Consider the following 17421-nt stretch of genomic DNA (forward strand, 5'->3'; position numbering starts at 1 on the left):
TTTTGTTGGGAGTTGGTTAAAAAATAAGGTATGTAAATTTTACACTATGAAAATGTATATTCACTGCCACACTTCACCTTTGTGAACCATAAATAACGTTAGGTACAATACAAGATACTACTATGAAACAGCGGAAATTATTTGCAACTCGTGAATTCGATTTTAAAGATGAAGGACTGTTTGTTAGGGAAAAAAATCTAACAAGTAGCCATGAAACTGTTATCTCCTATGAAGACATTGCGATTAACAATCTTAGTAGGCGAAAAAAGATAGATACTATAATTATTGTTGTAACTGCCTTTTTTGGATTGATGTCTATTATTTTTTTGATAGCGAAAATATCGAGTGAGAAAACAGGCTGGGGTGAAATCATTGTGATGTTCGGTTTAGCATTGTTTAGTGGTATAATTAGTTATGTCAATTGTAAAAGGGAAGTAATAATTCCACTATATATTTCGGGAGGTATTATTTTATTTGAAAGAATCCCAAATAAGAATACTGTTGATCAATTCATTCTTGATCTCAAGAGTAAGATTAACAATTACCTAATAAATAAGTACGCAACAATCGATCATGACTTACCTAGCGAAGGTCAATTGAATAATTTAATTCACCTTAGAGAAAGGAAAGTGATTGATGATGATAAGTTCAGACAATTGAAAGAATCTTTACTAAAAGGAAAGAGTCAATCTGAAATTGGGTTTAGGAAATGAATTTCCCCAAGCCAAACCAACTCATCCTCGATTGTATCGAGGATGTAAGATAAGTCGGTTTTTAACCGATGGATAAGACAAAAGCTTCTATTAGAGTTACTTTTCGCCACTTGATGATTCAGCAGGTAACCAACAAACCACGATGAGAAACAATAATCAAAAAAAGAATATCTTTTGTTTAGAAGGAAGTTGGGATGCCAATTTTAAATCGAAATCAACAATTGAACCTGTTCTTGATTTGCTTGACAAATGTCAAATCACAAAATATATTCATAAGGATTGCGCTACAAAATCTGAAATGGAGTTTTACCTTAAAAAATGGACAAATAAACAATATGACGATTACCCTATCTTATATTTAGCGTTCCATGGAGAGCAAAACACATTACACCTTCAGGACAGTAAAATTACTCTTGAAGAAATTGCTGAAATACTCGCAAACAGATGCAAAGGAAGAATACTCATTTTCGGATCTTGCAGCACACTTAATATTGATAAACGTTACATAAAAAAACTTCTAAAAACGACTGCTGCACTAGCGGTATGTGGATATGGAACAGACGTTGATTGGGTTAAGTCAACCGCAAATGATCTACTAATAATAGAAGCATTACAAGGTAATGAGTTTTCACTCCGTGGAATCGATTCTATTGTAATCAAGATCAATGACATTGCTAAAAAATTTAAAGAATTAGAGTTTAGAATGATTACCCAAAAGGAACTAAAATAAATACTTCTCCGCCCTTGTGTTGGTGTTCTTCACCAACAAGCCACTAAGGACTAACCCACTATCGCAGGTTCTCTGATTTATCTGCCTTTGGGAGGCAGGCTCAGGGAAAGAAAAGAGCCGTCATCGAACAATTAGCATTTCACAGGTCAGAGGCCCCAACTGGTCTTAGCGTCTCGCTGAGACCTACAACCATATTTAAATGGTTAAAACCATGCATTCCAATCTCCCAGAGCTTACCCCTTGGGCTATAAAGCTAAGACAACTCACAACTTCGTTAAATAAACATGATTATAACCATTATAATTATACCTATATTATAGAAGAAGTAACCAACCCGTATTAAAACCACTGGATAAACATGAACAACTCCATCAGAATTGCTAGTCTATTTTTACTCTCTTTGATTCTTTCATGTAATAATGATGATACTGAGATTAAGGATGAAATAGAAGGTGCTATTACCTGTGCTCTTACTAATGGAACTGGGGTATGTCTTGATGGGCCCAAAAGTATAGTTCCAGGCAAAACGTACACCTACGCATTTAAAGTAAATAAAGAGAGGTCTGGCAATAAAGTGCATGAGGTAATTAATTGGGATGTAAAATCAGGAAAACTGGCAATCATAGATATAAAAACTACTATATCTGGGGATTTCACGACCTCAGTTGCAACCATGAAGTTTGAAAGCGATTTTGCCGGAGGCGTCATTAAAGCAAGTACTGTTCCTGATGATCAAGCCTCCCCTCTAGCGGTGAGTTCCATTCAGGTGCCTATTGGTGTTGAAAAGTAAAGATAACGTAGAAAGACTTTTTAATCCCCCACTGGTCTTCGCGTCTCGCTGAGACCAGCCCCAACTCATCCTCGATTGCATCGGGGAGGTAAGGCAACCGAAGTGTCGGAGGTCACGGTATCCTTCAAAATGAGCTTTGCGGTTCTTAGTGGTCTTTTCGGTTTTTTCATCCCATCTATATTTCTGAAAAAGACCTCCGAAGTCTCGGAGCAGGGTGACTGTTCTGAGCGATAACTTATTAAACTTTCTATTCAATTAATTTGTCGCAGTAGACCACTGTCGCAGGTTTTCCAAACCTGTGACCACTATTCACCAAGGACTCTGTCCTTGGGAAACCACATTTATCTCCAACATTGAGGTTTTAGACCCTTCGTTCCTCAGGGAAAGAAAAGAGACATCACCTAACAATTAATCTTTTACAGATCAGTAGGCTCTAGTTCATTGTCTTTCTACTAATTTACCCTATGCGCTACTCAGCGCTCTTTGCGGTAAAATAAGTAAACCGAACTCATCCTCCATTTTATTGAGTATGTATGACAAATCGGTTTCGAACCGTTAGATAAATTACCTTTGTACCATATATGCCTGGCCAAACGGGAATCTGGTATTAGTGAAACTCGTCAATTTTAAAGATATTTAGGTAAAGAAAATCAACATGGCAACTGTAGATAAATTAAGGAATGGATTGATTGACAAGATCCTAACCATACAAAACAAGGAGGTTTTGGAGGCACTCGACAAGCTCGTTTCTTCTAGTGTACCGGAAAGCCAAACTGTTCAACTTTCGGAGGAACAAAAAAAGATGTTGGAAATGAGCGAGGAAGACATAAAAAACGGGAGGTTGATTTCACAAGATGAAATGAACAAACGAAATCTGGAATGGCTGAACGCAATGTGATATGGACTAAAACAGCCGATATCCAATTTGTCGGAGTACTCGAATATTGGGTAAATAGGAACAAGTCACCCCGATATTCAAAAAAATTAGTCCGTTTAGTTGCCGAACGAACTAAGCAAATCGCCAAATCCCCCTTCATTTACAAATCCACTGATTTTAAAGATGTTTTCGTAGCCTCGCTAGGTAACTTCAGCATCTATTATAAAGTAACGAAAGACTTCATTCTGATTTCTGCCTTTTGGGATAACCGACAGAACCCGAAAAAATTACTAGAAATTTTACAGAGCGAAAAATAACGTGCTCAAACTCATCCTCGATTGTATCGAGGAGGTAAGGCAACCGAAGTCTCGGAGCAGGGTGACTGTTCTGAGCGATAACTTATTAAACTTTCTATTCAATTAATTTGTCGCAGTAGACCACTGTCGCAGGTTTTCCAAACCTGTGACCACTATTCACCAAGGACTCTGTCCTTGGGAAACCACATTTATCTCCAACATTGAGGTTTTAGACCCTTCGCATACTCAGGGAGAGAAAAGAAACATCATCGAATAATTTTCATTTCACTGATCAGAGGCTTTATCGTTAAGAAATCTTATTGACAAAGTACATCTTAATTTTTCCTTTTCCTTTGGCTTCAATTGCGCCTCTATATTCAAACTCAAACTCTTTATACTCTTTTAATAAATCATAGGTTTCTTCACTAATATTTACCCTACCTATTTCGCCTGAGCTTTCCATTCTACTAGCAACATTTACCGTATTTCCCCAAATGTCATAGGCAAATTTTGTAGTCCCAACGACTCCAGCGACAACAGAACCAGTATTGATTCCTATTCTTATATCAAAATTTGCCTTTTCAGAAAGATTGACATCCATCGTTTCTTTTACAAAATCGACAATATCAAGAGCTGCTAATGTAATTTTATAAGTGTGGTCTTTTGTTGGCATTGGTAACCCCGCAGCACACATGTAGGCATCTCCAATCGTTTTTATTTTTTCAAGACCGTATTTTTCAATAATCTTATCAAAATTTGAAAAGTAAAAATCGATGCTTTTTACAATTTCTTCTGGAGATAAATTTTCTGAATATTTAGTAAACCCTTTGAAATCTGTAAATAAAACAGAAACAGATTCAAATCTCTTAGCCTCTACAAATCCATTTAGTTTTAACTCATCTGCTGTTTCTTCGGGTAAAATATTTTTTAACAAAGTCTCAGACCGTTCCTTTTCTTGCGCTATTATTTTATTCTTTTTAAAAAGTGAAAAACCAAATACTACCGATAAAATTAGTGCGATAGTAATTGCAATGGCTATAATTCTTTGTTTTTTCTTTTGCTCGTTTAGTAAATTTACCTCCCCTTGTTTTTTAGCAACTTCAAACTTTGTTCTTTCATTTTCCATATCTTGAACTGCTTGAATATTTTGAACACTATCTCGGTATTGAATGTGTTTTTTATATAAACCGAATGAATTCTTGTAGTTTTCTCCTCTTTCATACAAGTCAGAAAGCTTTAAATAACCATCACTAATTTGTTCCTTTAAGCCGTACTTCTTCGCTAATTCCAAACTTTTACTTGCATAGTCAAAGGCCTTTTCTGTTTGATTTTTATCCAAATACACATCTGACATCGCATTTAAATACACACAAATTGGATAGTAATCTTCTAATTTTGTCAATACCAATATGGCTTCATTTAAATTTTCTTCTGCTTTAATATTTTCGCCTTTTTCTGCATAAACCAAACCAACGTTACCGAGATTATAAGCTTCTCCTTCCTCATATTTTAAGGCTTTAAATATACTTCCTGATTCTTTGAAAAAATATAAGGCTGAATCTAGTTTTTTTTGATTATAGTACTCATCTCCTAAGTTTAACTGCGCAGATGCTAAATTTATGGAGTCCACTACGTTTTCCTTTTTAAGTAACGATATACTATTTCTATAATAGCTTACGGCATTTTTACTATCGCCCATGATTGAGTATGCATCAGCAATAGATATTTTTATCGTGGCTTGTTTCTTAAAAAATTGATTGTCTTCTGCTATTTTAGCGGCTATGAAGTAATTGTCAAGGGCCTTCGTTAAGTCGCTTTTCAAACGATATGCATTTCCCATTTGTAAATAACCATGGTACACAGAATTAATAGAATCCAGTTCTTTTGCTGACTCAATTAATTCTTTACTATAAATTATTATTTCATTTGGATCAGTCTCAAACTCAGCAATCTCTTTTAAAATAGATAATTTCTGAGCTCTTTGATAGCTGTTGTTTTTTAAAACAAACTTTAAACTATCTATTTGTTTTTGATCTTGAGAATACGCCACTAGACTATACATCAAAAAAAAGCCCATTAATAAACAGGCTTTTAATTTTTTGAATACAGCTATTATTGCTTTCTTTCTCACTTATAGACTTAGATTATACACTACCTAACAGATCTAATTTTAATTTTTGGATCTATGATATATGTTTTTTGTGTTTGAAGAACCCCGTTTACTTCTAATTGAAACAGCATATTAAATTTAACCTCTACATTATTTTCAGTTGCATCTGGATTCACCATAAAACCTACAAGCCAACCCTCAGTGCTTAAGGGCTTTAAACAAACCCATAATTCATTACTTCCTGAAGTGTACTCATATTTTTGGAAACGAACAATTGTCGTAGGATCATTTGTTTCTATTTTGTAGGTGATTTGATCTCCAGGTATCACGTCTGAAGTAAATTGGTCTGCAGCAACTCCATTAAATTTAATTAAAGCTGTAGCATCATTTCCTGATATATTTGCCAAGGCATTTAGATCTAATGTTGCTTTAACTTCTTGAGTCATTGGAGTAACGTCCATATCATCACTTGATGAGCAAGAATTAAATGTTATTAAAGTGATAATCAGCAATAGTAAAAATTTCTTCATAACCTCTATTATAAAATTATACTTCCGAATATACCAATTCTTTAACTAATGAAACTTAATGCAATGAATGTTTAGTTGTTGATAAAGCTATTTTTGACATGCCTCCCTTGTTGGTGTTCTTCACCGACAAGCCATCCAAGGCTCAATACACAATTGGCATTAGATTAATTATTGCCAAACTCTTTATTCTTCAGCTCAGCTTTTATTCGCTTGATGTGTTCCTCTAAAACGGGTTGTCTTTGCTCCAAACCAAATTCAGAATGAAACCGATGATTTTCTAAGAATGCCAGCTCTCTCTTTTCCCATTCAGCCCTATTTTTGATTATACCCAGTGCCAGCCATTCTTTGTACAGCAATTCACTCCTTTCCTCATACTCGGGTAGCCCGAGATAGTCAAGATCTATATCGCAGATAATGCGCTCTAGAGTAGATTCAGGCTTTTGAGGTACTTTGGTCGCCTTGATTAACTTTTCGACCATGCTCATCTCCTGCGTTGAATAGCCTAATTCATTCATGGCTTCTTTTGCCATTTCTGCCCCTCTCTTTTCATGGTCGACAGCGCTTTCAGCAAAACCTAAGTCGTGAAAAAGAATAGCAATTTTCAATAGTTCTATCTCTTGATCGGATATGTCCTGATGCTCTGTATAACCTGACACTGCTGCAAGCATGGCTTGGGTATGCTCTACACTATGATAGGTATAGACATCATCCAAATCGTGTTGTAGTTTTTCAAATACAGCTTTTCGTAATATATCTAGTCTGCTTGCCAATTTTTAGAAGTTAAGTAAAGAGACAATAATCAAAATGAGCAACCAGAAAAAGCTCAACGATAAAAATTTGAGTGATTTTTGAACCGTTGCAAATTTAAAATCAATGATTTTACTATGGACATAAATCTGCTCTGCAAGTTGGCCATAAAGCTTATCTGGGTCTTGATTAATATCTCTATAGGCATCCCTGAAACCTTTTACATCACCATAATTTCTATTGGCATCTATAAAGAAGAATGCATTTGTATCGAAATTCATTTCCATTTGAGGCCTAAAACATCTTAACGCAAAAAATAAGCTGACGATCACAAGCGCAAACCACAAGCAAACCATGCCAGCGTATAATAAACTACCTTCCATAAACAGCGACACGTTAGCAATTTTATCGATGACCACTCCAATAAATAGACTGTGGAAAGAGAAGATCAAACCGGCCTTTATCTCTGCTGCCCTTATCAATCGATCGAGCCTTTCTAACTGTTCCCAATAGTTAGTTGAGTCTTCGGTAATGCGCTTTTTTTTAATTTCAGACATCGGTGTATTTGAATAAATTTCTAATTCTTAATATCAAAGAGTTAAGGAAGCACTTAACACCTCTCTTTAACCAGCTTTAAGCATTAATAGCAATTTAGTCTTTTTATGTATTAAGACATTACAGAATTACCTTCTTCAAACTGCTTAAATGTAACCCCATCAATTATGCTATCAGCATAATACATTTTTAAGATCCCTCTATTTTTCACTTCAATTTCGCCCCTATAACTACACTTAAAACTGTCTTTGACTAGATTATAGGTGCTTTCTGATATGTTGATTTTACCCGGCTCAGCGTTCGACTCCATTCGAGCGGCTATATTGACAGTATCTCCCCAAATATCGAATGCAAATTTCTTTGAGCCTACAACTCCGGCCACTACAGGCCCTGAACTGATACCGATTCTAATATCAAAGCTCATTTCTCTTGTATTTAAATCTTGCTTTGTCTCCTCTGTGAAACGTGCAATTTCAAAAGCAGCACAGAGCATTTTATGCGCATGGTCTTTTGTGACAAAAGGTAGGCCTCCCGCACACATATATGAGTCTCCTATAGTTTTAATTTTTTCGAGCCCATATTTCTCCATGATTTCATCGAATTTTGAAAAGTAGTGACTCACCGTTTCTACCAAAACCTCTGGAGAAAGATCTTTGGAATAGGATGTAAAACCCGCGAAATCAGTAAACAAAACGGTAGCGGATTCATATTTTTTAGCCCGCACTTTACCATTGGCTTTCAGCTCTTCAGCCGTTTCTTCAGGCAAAATATTGAGCAGTAAATTATCCGATCGCTGTTTTTCTTCTTCAATGATTTTATTGGTGGCACGAACGAACCTAAAACGCCTGTATTGCGCAATAGCCAGCAATGCAATAAAGAGAATGGTAATCGATGTGGCAATAACAATGATGCGTTGATTCTTCTTTTGTAAGTCTACTTCAAGCTGTTTTTGGGCTACTTCAAAATCCGTACGCGTATCGGCCATTTGTTGAACGGCCTCAATATTCTTCACACTGTCTCTATAGGCGATATGCGACTTAAAATAATTCAAGGCCAATGCCTGCTCTCCTACTTTTTCATAGAGTTCAGAGAGTTTGAGATTAGCATCACTTATCTCGTCTTTCAAGCCATACTGGGTGGCTAAATCCAAACTTCTTTTAGCATATTCAATGGAGGTTTGCCAATCTTCCTTTTTTTGATAAATCTCTGAGATCGCAATGAGATACTCAGAAATTGGCGGATAATCTTGTAGCTCTTCCAGTATCTCAATGGCCTCATTCATATTCTGTTCAGCCAAATCATCTTTACCTTGTGCTGCATAAACCATTCCTACATTCCCCAAACCATATCCCTTTCCCAATGGATAATCGACTTCCCCGAAAATATCCGTTGATTCTTTAAAATAAGTCAGGGCTAAATCAAATTTATCAACTTTAAATGCATTATCTCCAGCATTCAATAAGGCACTTGCCAAAGATGGTGGATAATCTGCCTCTCTCAATAACTCAATCCCTCGGCCATAATAGTTTTCAGCCGTTATGGAATTACCCATAATAGAATACACATCAGCAATAGATATGTATATCTCGCCTACACCTTGTTTCTTAATTGATTTTTCCGCAAACCTCATACTTTCAAAGTATGACTCAAGCGATTCTGGATAGTCTCCGAGAAGTCTCAAAGCATAACCTTTTTGCATATAACCATCTCTGAGGTCGAGAAACAAAGAATCCTTAGCGGCCATATTTATCAACAAGTCAGCAAAGATTATGATCTTCTCAGGATTCGTCTCATCCACTAATATCTCCCTAAGTAATGCCAATTCATTACCATTAAATTCACTCGAATTATAAATGGCTATTAGACTATCTGCCACTTTTTGATCTTGTGAAAAAAGAGAGTTGCTTAGGATACAAATGAAGCCTATTAAAAAACAGGCTTTATTTTTAATATTCATTTGAACTAAGTCCTTGGTGGTGGATTCAGTTTAATCTTTGGATCAACGCTATAGGTCGTTTTATTTCCATCGGCATCTTTCATCTGGAAAGTGAAGGTGTATTCTTGAATATCTCCTTGTAAAAACTTCTTATCGCTGATCGTCTTGGTAATTGAAGTCTTTCCAGACTTTACATTCTTGGTTTTTGCACCTAAAATGGTATCCACCGATATACTTTTAAGTGCCACGGTAAATCCTGAGTCTGCGACTAGAGGCTTAACAATCCACTTCACCTGCCCGCCCAGATAGGCATTGGATTGAAATCGTTCTATACTTCCCTTACCATTATTACTTCCAGGTGCTGCGCTATTATTATCTAATACTTTACAGGCGTCATCGATTGGGCCTTGTTTTCCTTTAGGATCAACTGAGGATAGCTTAACTGTGTCAACTTGCAGAGTAATTGTAATCTTAGGTATTGTTTGAGGTGTGGTACTCATAATTTTAAAAAATTAAATGGTTGAAAATGCTTTTACAATCTCTTGAGAAGGCAAAAATTGAATGAATGCTTAGGATCAGCGATTAGTAGTATTTACTAATCTAATAAATGATTGATTATCATTTATTTATTATCTGACAGGCGGTAATTATGACATTAATTAAAAAAACGCTTCTGAATAAGCCTGCCTGCGCCAAGCAGGCTGCCAGATGACTTACTTAATGGGATTGTCAAAAAATTTATTTTCTCTTCATTTACCAATGTAATTCGGAGTGTCATACCACCCCTAGGCTTCGTGGGTTTCGGTATCCTTCAAATTAACATTCAAGTTAATTCCAACTCATCCTCGATTGTATCGAGGAGGTATAATAAGTAGGTTCCTAACCGATAGATAAGTTAAAAACATCCGCCCTTGTTGGTGTTTTTCACCAACAAGCCGCAAAAGGCCTACACCCCTCTTTTTTTCTAGCTTTCGAATTTTCACTCGTTTCTCCCAAGCAGCTTAAATGGTTAAAACCATTTAACAAAGATATGTACAAAAATAGCCCACGGTTTAAACCGTGGGCTATTAATCTCAAAGCTCGGATATCCGTTTCAACGGTTTGATTTTATTCTTTTCGCAAGTATTACTGAATCGAAAAATACGCTGGTATTAAGCCTTTAATCTTCTCTACCGTTTCTGTGACGGATAATTCGCTCATCCCTCCTGAAGCATTGGCATGTCCGCCCCCATTAAAGTGTTCTGCTGCCAGTACATTCACAGGGTTCTCTACTCCTTTCGAACGGAAAGACATTTTCATGATGCCGTCTCTTTCTGTAAACACAATGGCCGCCTTCATTCCTTTAATCGATAAGGCTTGGTTGGCCAAGTTATCGGTATCTCCTTTTTGATAATTGTATTTCGCTAACTCCTCTTTCGATAATGAGATAATCGCCACCATGTAGTCTTCCATGATCTCCAACTTTTCGCACAGGGCATAGCCCTGCAAACGCAAACGACTCGCGGTGTTGTTATCGCATAATACTTCGTGTACTAAGTGATGCTCCACCCCTGCCGTCAATAGCTTCGCCAATATTTCGTGCGTACGTGGCTTGGTAGAAGGAAATCTAAAACTGCCCGTATCTGTCAATATACCGAGGTACAAAGGTGTGCCAATCTCGGAATCGAGTAAGGCGCCATTTCCCGATTGTTCGATCAATTCTACAATCAACTCCGAGGTAGAAGAAGCCGTGGTTTCAGAGACCGTTAAGGTGGGGAATGCCTCAGGGTTTAAATGATGGTCAATCATTACTGTTTTACAGGTTACTGCTTCTAACAAGGCTTGCATATCAGGCCCAATACGGTTGGTCGCATTGTAATCCAAACAGAAAACCAAGTCGGCTGCGGCAAAAGCGGCTGCGACTTCCTCTGGTTGTTCTGTCATTAACAGAAAAGCCGAAGTATCTAACCAATACAAAAAATTAGGTGCAGGATCGGGGTGACAAACCCTAGCTGTTTTACCTAGCTTTTCGATAAAACGTAAAAGGCCTAATGAGCTGCCAATTGAATCGCCATCTGCCGATTTATGTGAGGTGATTACAATGTTTGAAGCCGCTTTAATTTCAGCTTCTATTTGTTGATATATATTCATTTATATGTTGTTGATTTTTTACTCTTCTCTGCTCGGCTGATACTCTTTAACTATAAAAAGGCATCTCGCATTATTGGCTTACTGTTCAGCCTGCCCTCAGATTGGAAGGGCGACAAAGAACGCAGTTTAGATTAATCAATCCTAGGCTCAGACGAAGCATTCGCACGCAGACTGGGAGTCATGATAGGAAAACAGGTGAGTCAGATTTAAAAGATTAGAAGTTATTCTAAAATGGCACACATAAATGGTTAAAACCATTCTCCAAAGCTATATATACAAATAGCCCACGGTTAAAACCGTGGGCTATCAGTCACAAAACTTGCTTCAACCGTTTCAATTTGACCCAACGAATCCTCGAATGCATCGAGGATGTAAGACAATTCGGTTTTGAACCAATAGATAAGTAAATAGCACCTTAAAATCTTCGCCCTTGTTGGTGTTCTTCACCAACGAGCACTTAAAACCTACAGCGACTTTGAAAGTACTAGACCAGCAACAGTCAATGTGTTATTATCATTTGAAAGTACTGCATCAAGCGTAATCGATGCTCCGGTATCACCGACACCCGAATCCTCCCCAGGAGCGTTATCATCGTACTCAATATCGAATATTAATTCTTCTTTACTCGGATCATATGCAAAGGTCCCCACTTCTAAACCATTCTCTGCGCTAGAGGTCACTGTCAAGTCATTTTCAGCATACAGAAAGGTATTGTCTGACAAAAGCATCAAATAAGAAAATTCATCCCCATTTTCCACTCCCCAAACACCTATCACAGGAGAAGTAGCTGTTAACTCTATTTTATCTAAGATTAAATCACCATCAGCAAGGCTTAATCTAGTACTCCCCTCCAGAACTGATGCATTAAAAGTTACTGGAGTTCCAATATCACCAATACCCGAACCATCACCTGGTGCATTATCATCGTAGGCAATATTGAATGTTATTTCTTCTTTACTCGAATTATATGAATACGTGCCCAGTTCTAAGCCATTCTCTTGGCTGGAGCTAACAGACAAGTCATTTTCTGCATACAGAAACGTATTGTTCGACAAAAGCGTCAAATAGGCAAACTCCTCTCCATTTTGATTCCCCCAGATAGCTACTACTGAAACAACTTCATTATTGTCAGTATCTTCATCTTTCCCACAAGCGGATACTAAAAAAAGTAGGGCACAAATAATTCCGAAAATCTTGCTCTTCATAATTTTATTTTGATGGTTATAAGAAAAAAGACACCTCAATAAAGGTAGTTATAAATTATTACCCCACTCTTTTCTTGCTTTCCAGCCTTTGTTGACACTCTTTACCCACCTAACTCAGGTTGGTGTTCTTTACCAACAAGTCATATAACTTCTACGCTCTTCCTTATCTCAAAAAAATGTCTTCACATATTGCTCAGTCATTGTCTCGGCCTTGAAGTAGGTTTTGAATGAGTAATTAAAAAATAGATATATTCATGGCCATAAGTCGCTTCTGTGATACATAAATGAGGTTATACACAATTAGATTAGATGATGACATCCAAAGAAGTTATTAGAAAAGGTGAAGGTGAAAATTACAATTACTCGCAGGATCACTGTTTTATTAAATTGTCGTCACGACATACGAATGGAGAATTATGCATAGTCGAAGACACCATAAAACCAGGCTTCCATTTAAAGCGACATCATCATAAAATAATGACAGAGGTTTTCTATATGTTAGTTGGAGAACTTGAGCTCGTTTTTGATGACGAAACAATCATTCTTAGAGAAGGAGATACAATAACAGTTCCTCCAAATGTTTGGCATGAAGCTAAATCCTTGAAGGGAGGAAAAATGCTTACAATATTTAAAAACGGTGAATTTGACATCTTTTTAGAGCAACTCTCAACTATGACCGAAGGTGATTTTTCTAATCAAGAATTAATGAAGTCTTTCTCTGCCAAATTTGATATCTATGAAGAATAAAACGGTGTACAACAAAATTTAAACTGTAGGATCGGTAGGTATGTAGGCACTATGAAGTTTACAAATGCATTGAATTCCAATATACAAAATAAGCTAACTTATATAACTCCATCACGAGCAACCTATTGACATGAAGCCTTTAAGTCGAGAATTGAAAATTTACTCCAGCCTACTTATACTTCTATCTTCTGTATGCCTATTATTTTGGATTATTTATAAGCCAAAAAGCCCTGACGAAATCTTTGCCTCTAACTTTCAACCTTATGAAGCCCCATCAAATTTTCGTGGAAACGATTTGACCACGATGGATAATGATTATATACTGGGCTTAATAGAATACGATCAAGGTAATTACCCGTTGGCAATTTCGCTGTTCGAACAAACAGTAGAAAAAGACGCTCTTAACTACTCCGCAAGATTCCTATTGGGCATAAGCTTTATGGCACAGAAGGATTTTGACAATGCTGAACCCATACTTAAACAAATGGCAGAAGACCCTTCTCATCTCTTCCAAGACCAAGCTAGATGGTACCTAGGACTTATCTATTTGAGCGATGAAAATGAGGACAATGATGATTTGAGCAAAGCATTATTCGATAAGATCGAAAACGAAAGTTTGCGGAAGAAAGTAAAAAGCCTTTGATAGAGCTATCGTACACACGTTTGGCGTTCATCGCACGAATAAGCCACATGAAACAGCACTCTTCTCCTATCTTAATATAAAAAATTGAAAGTTGTAGCCGTAGTGCAGTTTCACTAGTTTTATCTCACAATACCTTAGTGGTGTAATTCAATTTATTCAAAACATTTAATACATAATATGGCCTCAGGATTTTTTGCGCTATTCGATGACATTGCAGTGCTCATGGATGATGTTGCCGTTATGACAAAAGTCGCATCCAAGAAGACAGCAGGGCTTCTTGCCGATGATTTGGCCGTAAATGCTGAAAAAGCATCAGGCTTTGTTTCTTCACGAGAACTGCCCGTTTTATGGAAAATAACCAAAGGCTCTTTCCTAAATAAGCTCATCATACTACCAATTGCCTTTCTGTTGAGTGCTTATCTACCGGAAGCCATTGTCCCTATCCTGTTATTAGGCGGCATGTACTTGGCTTTTGAGGGTGCTGAAAAAATATACCATTACCTTTTCCATAGAGGTCATACTAAACAAGCTGCTGATCTCACAAAACTATCAAAGGTTGAAGTACTTGAGCGTGAGGGGAAAAAGATCAAATCTGCCATCATTGTAGATTTCATCCTATCAGTAGAAATAGTCATTATAGCGCTGGGCACCGTAATTGACGAACCGATTAAAGTTCAAATTGTAGTGGTAACGGTGATAGCCATATTGGCCACTATTGGGGTTTACGGACTAGTAGCCTTGTTGGTGAGGATGGACGATGTAGGATACAAACTTATTGCCGCAAGCAACAACCAAGCTGGCGCTTCAAAAAGTATAGGTACGGCCTTAGTAAAGACATTACCAGTCTTGATAAGGATTTTAGCCGTTGTAGGAACCATCGCCATGATTTTGGTAGCAGGCGGAATTTATGTCCACAACATTCATTTCATACATGAGCTTGTTCATTCTTTACCCGGAATCTTAGGCGAGTTTATCGTTGGCTTAATGGTTGGTATTGTATCATTGACCATTTTTAAAGTATTCTCTAAAATCTTCAAGAACAAAAAGAAGTAGAACAGCAATCATTATGAAACAGGAAGAGTTAGCAGGTTCACCTGAGGAAAAATCACTTCAAGAACAAAAGAAGATCAAGTCGAATAGGTTGAATACATTTATTATAGGCATGCTCATTGGTGTTTCCGTGTATAGTGCTATAAAAAATGGCTTTGAGTTCTTTACATTTTTCCCATTAATCATTGCCTACTTTTTTTTTTTGCAAGAAGAAGAAAAAAAGAATAATCTTTCTCCAAAAAATGACTCCTCCTTGTTGGTATTCTTCACCAACAAGCCTTCCAAGACAGGAAAAGCCCCATCACCATTAGCCCCCATTTACCCTCGATTGCATCGAGGATCTAAAACAAGTTGGCTTCTAACCAGTGGGTAGGACAAAATCTCCTATAACATTTACATAATAAAGCGAATTGATGTATTATAGCGGCCTATCTAATTTGCAAATTATGGAAGGCAGTAAAACGCTCAATTATATTAAAGATGTATTAGAAAATATGCCAGCTGATTGGTTAAATCTAACCACTCATCGACTGGATATTTATGATGAGTCAAAGGCTAAAACTCAATTTATAGATCAATTTGAAGCTTTATTCAAAAATAATAACGTTTCAACATCGGCACTCAATGAATTACCAACAGCTTACGATTATATCCGATTAGGCCATCCGCTGTCTTGTGTGCTAGAATGGGCAATCGCTCACTTGAATAACCTAAAGTCAGAAAATGTAATCAGCTTTTCTTCCAAAACTACTCCTGTTTTGGCCATTCTTAGAAAAAACTTATTGATCCATAAAAACACCCAAATCAATTACACAGGTGAATTACCTGCATACTTCGATGCTGAAGTAATCAGGAGCGTCTATGGTTATAAATTTGAGTTGAATAAAGTCGGAAAAGCAGAAGATGTTATTTCGTTTGATGGTAGTACTGTTTTTCTTTCGGAAGAAGGTAAAATTGGCCAGATCACTCTCAATTCAAATATTGATTTTGTGGTGAACCTCCACTCCCACTTGGGAAGTGTCTTGGTGGTAAATGGAACAGAAAATGAAAGTTACGTTTCAGAAATTCAACATGTAAGAAGAAGAGAGACCATTGCCATGACCCCTGCCAATTGTCTTGTGGCTCTAAAGGCACTGGTAGAACAATCTTCTATTAAAAGTCAGCACAGTGCGGAGCCTTCAAAAACATCGGTATTAGATTCTCTTAAGTCCATTACGGGTACAACTTTAAAACCACTTGTTGCCTCAAGTGGATTGTCCATGCAGTATGCCATAATGATGGGACTGGTACACGATGCGTTAGAAAACCATAAAGGGAAGTCAATCAAGTTTCTTGTTCCTCCAAACTGTTATGGCGGAACAAATGACCAAGCTAGACGTGTTGCTGCTTGCCTTGACAATGTCGAAGTCGTAGACTTACCAGTAGATGGTGACAACGATATGGTGCAAAGTATCGATACCGTATTAGATAAAGTAGCGCAAGAAGATGCTATTCCTTACATCATTGCCGAAATCCCAACCAACCCAAGGGTTGAAGTGCCAGACCTTCAGCAATTAAAAGCGGTGTTAAGCAAAACACGCAAAACAAGCCAAGGAGCAATCGCTATTGACCCTGTTTTTGTTTTAGATCAAACCTTTTGCCCCAACTTCCACTTCTTGGGCGAGGGTGAAATACTCTCAACCATGAGGGCCATCTCTTACGCCAGTGGATCAAAATTTCCGAGTGGCGGAAAATGTACGGCTGGTTACGTTGTAGGAAATAACAAAACTGCGGCACTGATGGCCCACATAGAAAAGCATCTAACACTTTGCGATAACGAGGCTACAGACCTTCAATATGAAATCTTAGCCAAGCAATTGCCTTCAATGAACCAAAGAATCATTGATGCTTATAAAAACACACGCGAGTTCGTAAACTTCATTCACGAAGCTTTACCAACTGCTAAAATCAATTTCGTTTCGGAAGAACTGGCAGCACAAGGGTTTACACCATCTGTGTTTTCATTAGACCTTCCTACCAAAGGGAATACTGCGGAAGAAAAAGAAGCTTACAAAAGGGCCTTGAATCATAAGTTAATCCACTTAATGATTACAGAAATCCCGAATGAAAGCAAGTACTGTGTGAGTTATGGCCAGTTAAAAGGATGTTACTGGACAATCCCAGCAACCTCTACCCAGGGAACAACCAAAGAAGGCGACAAAGATTACATTGCCCGTGTATCACTTTCTGCTGACATGGACCTCGAACTACATAAAAAAGTGTTCTTAGATTTTGTAAAGGGAATTTAAACAAATGGGAGGCCGTAATAGCCTCCCATTTTTCATTAGGTATTTACCGAACACTAAAAAATAATTACAGGGAA

General features: G+C 37.3%; 18 protein-coding genes. 10 read left to right on the plus strand and 8 right to left on the minus strand.

The genetic code is table 11. The features are described from left to right. Positions 1–122 precede the first annotated feature (122 nt). The 5 genes from VOI17_RS06875 (at position 123) to VOI17_RS06895 (ending at position 3427) form a co-directional block, all read left to right on the plus strand. Complete coding sequence (locus tag VOI17_RS06875; RefSeq protein ID WP_323756506.1) at positions 123–713, plus strand: hypothetical protein; 591 nt, start codon at positions 123–125, stop codon at positions 711–713. Positions 714–855: 142 nt separating this feature from the next. After that, entirely contained in the window at positions 856–1443 is a 588-nt protein-coding gene (locus VOI17_RS06880; protein ID WP_323756507.1) for a DUF6642 family protein, read from the plus strand. 358 nt (positions 1444–1801) lie between these two features. Then, the gene (locus tag VOI17_RS06885) at positions 1802–2233 is read left to right on the plus strand and encodes a hypothetical protein (RefSeq protein WP_323756508.1); all 432 of its coding nucleotides are present in this window, start codon (positions 1802–1804) and stop codon (positions 2231–2233) included. 655 nt (positions 2234–2888) lie between these two features. Next, positions 2889–3131 carry a hypothetical protein gene (locus VOI17_RS06890; RefSeq protein WP_323756509.1) on the plus strand — a complete coding sequence of 81 codons (243 nt, stop codon included), beginning with the start codon at positions 2889–2891 and terminating at the stop codon, positions 3129–3131. Then, positions 3113–3427 carry a type II toxin-antitoxin system RelE/ParE family toxin gene (locus VOI17_RS06895; RefSeq protein WP_323756510.1) on the plus strand — a complete coding sequence of 105 codons (315 nt, stop codon included), beginning with the start codon at positions 3113–3115 and terminating at the stop codon, positions 3425–3427. Before VOI17_RS06890 ends, VOI17_RS06895 begins: the two co-directional genes overlap by 19 nt. 286 nt (positions 3428–3713) lie before the next feature. Here the strand turns inward: VOI17_RS06895 and VOI17_RS06900 are convergent, their stop codons facing one another. The 8 genes from VOI17_RS06900 to VOI17_RS06935 form a co-directional block, all read right to left on the minus strand. Then, on the minus strand, positions 3714–5537 hold the full coding sequence (locus tag VOI17_RS06900; RefSeq protein WP_323756511.1) for an adenylate/guanylate cyclase domain-containing protein: 1824 nt from the start codon (positions 5535–5537) through the stop codon (positions 3714–3716). Between the two features lie 20 nt (positions 5538–5557). Next, positions 5558–6046, minus strand: coding sequence for a hypothetical protein (locus VOI17_RS06905; protein WP_323756512.1), 489 nt, complete (start codon positions 6044–6046; stop codon positions 5558–5560). A 164-nt stretch (positions 6047–6210) separates the two neighbouring features. Continuing rightward, complete coding sequence (locus VOI17_RS06910) at positions 6211–6816, minus strand: HD domain-containing protein (protein WP_323756513.1); 606 nt, start codon at positions 6814–6816, stop codon at positions 6211–6213. A 3-nt stretch (positions 6817–6819) separates the two neighbouring features. Beyond that, positions 6820–7350 carry a Pycsar system effector family protein gene (locus VOI17_RS06915; RefSeq protein WP_323756514.1) on the minus strand — a complete coding sequence of 177 codons (531 nt, stop codon included), beginning with the start codon at positions 7348–7350 and terminating at the stop codon, positions 6820–6822. Between the two features lie 110 nt (positions 7351–7460). Beyond that, positions 7461–9224 (minus strand): adenylate/guanylate cyclase domain-containing protein, encoded by a 1764-nt coding sequence (locus tag VOI17_RS06920; protein WP_323756515.1) that lies wholly within the window; start codon positions 9222–9224, stop codon positions 7461–7463. 86 nt (positions 9225–9310) lie between these two features. After that, the gene (locus VOI17_RS06925; protein WP_323756516.1) at positions 9311–9784 is read right to left on the minus strand and encodes a hypothetical protein; all 474 of its coding nucleotides are present in this window, start codon (positions 9782–9784) and stop codon (positions 9311–9313) included. 625 nt (positions 9785–10409) lie between these two features. Beyond that, positions 10410–11414, minus strand: coding sequence for a bifunctional oligoribonuclease/PAP phosphatase NrnA (locus tag VOI17_RS06930; RefSeq protein ID WP_323756517.1), 1005 nt, complete (start codon positions 11412–11414; stop codon positions 10410–10412). Positions 11415–11878: 464 nt separating this feature from the next. Then, the gene (locus VOI17_RS06935; protein WP_323756518.1) at positions 11879–12619 is read right to left on the minus strand and encodes a hypothetical protein; all 741 of its coding nucleotides are present in this window, start codon (positions 12617–12619) and stop codon (positions 11879–11881) included. Positions 12620–12928: 309 nt separating this feature from the next. Between VOI17_RS06935 and VOI17_RS06940 the strand changes: the two genes are divergently transcribed. The 5 genes from VOI17_RS06940 (at position 12929) to VOI17_RS06960 (ending at position 17347) form a co-directional block, all read left to right on the plus strand. After that, positions 12929–13366: a cupin domain-containing protein gene (locus VOI17_RS06940; RefSeq protein WP_323756519.1), complete on the plus strand. Its 438-nt coding sequence runs from the start codon at positions 12929–12931 to the stop codon at positions 13364–13366. Positions 13367–13496: 130 nt separating this feature from the next. Beyond that, entirely contained in the window at positions 13497–14009 is a 513-nt protein-coding gene (locus VOI17_RS06945) for a tetratricopeptide repeat protein (protein WP_323756520.1), read from the plus strand. A gap of 177 nt (positions 14010–14186) precedes the next feature. Beyond that, positions 14187–15062: a DUF808 domain-containing protein gene (locus VOI17_RS06950; protein WP_323756521.1), complete on the plus strand. Its 876-nt coding sequence runs from the start codon at positions 14187–14189 to the stop codon at positions 15060–15062. A 13-nt stretch (positions 15063–15075) separates the two neighbouring features. Next, complete coding sequence (locus VOI17_RS06955) at positions 15076–15432, plus strand: hypothetical protein (protein ID WP_323756522.1); 357 nt, start codon at positions 15076–15078, stop codon at positions 15430–15432. A gap of 73 nt (positions 15433–15505) precedes the next feature. Continuing rightward, positions 15506–17347 (plus strand): cystathionine beta-synthase, encoded by a 1842-nt coding sequence (locus VOI17_RS06960; RefSeq protein WP_323756523.1) that lies wholly within the window; start codon positions 15506–15508, stop codon positions 17345–17347. Positions 17348–17421: the final 74 nt, after the last annotated feature.

This window comes from Roseivirga sp., from assembly GCF_034669765.1.
GTDB lineage: Bacteria > Bacteroidota > Bacteroidia > Cytophagales > Cyclobacteriaceae > Roseivirga.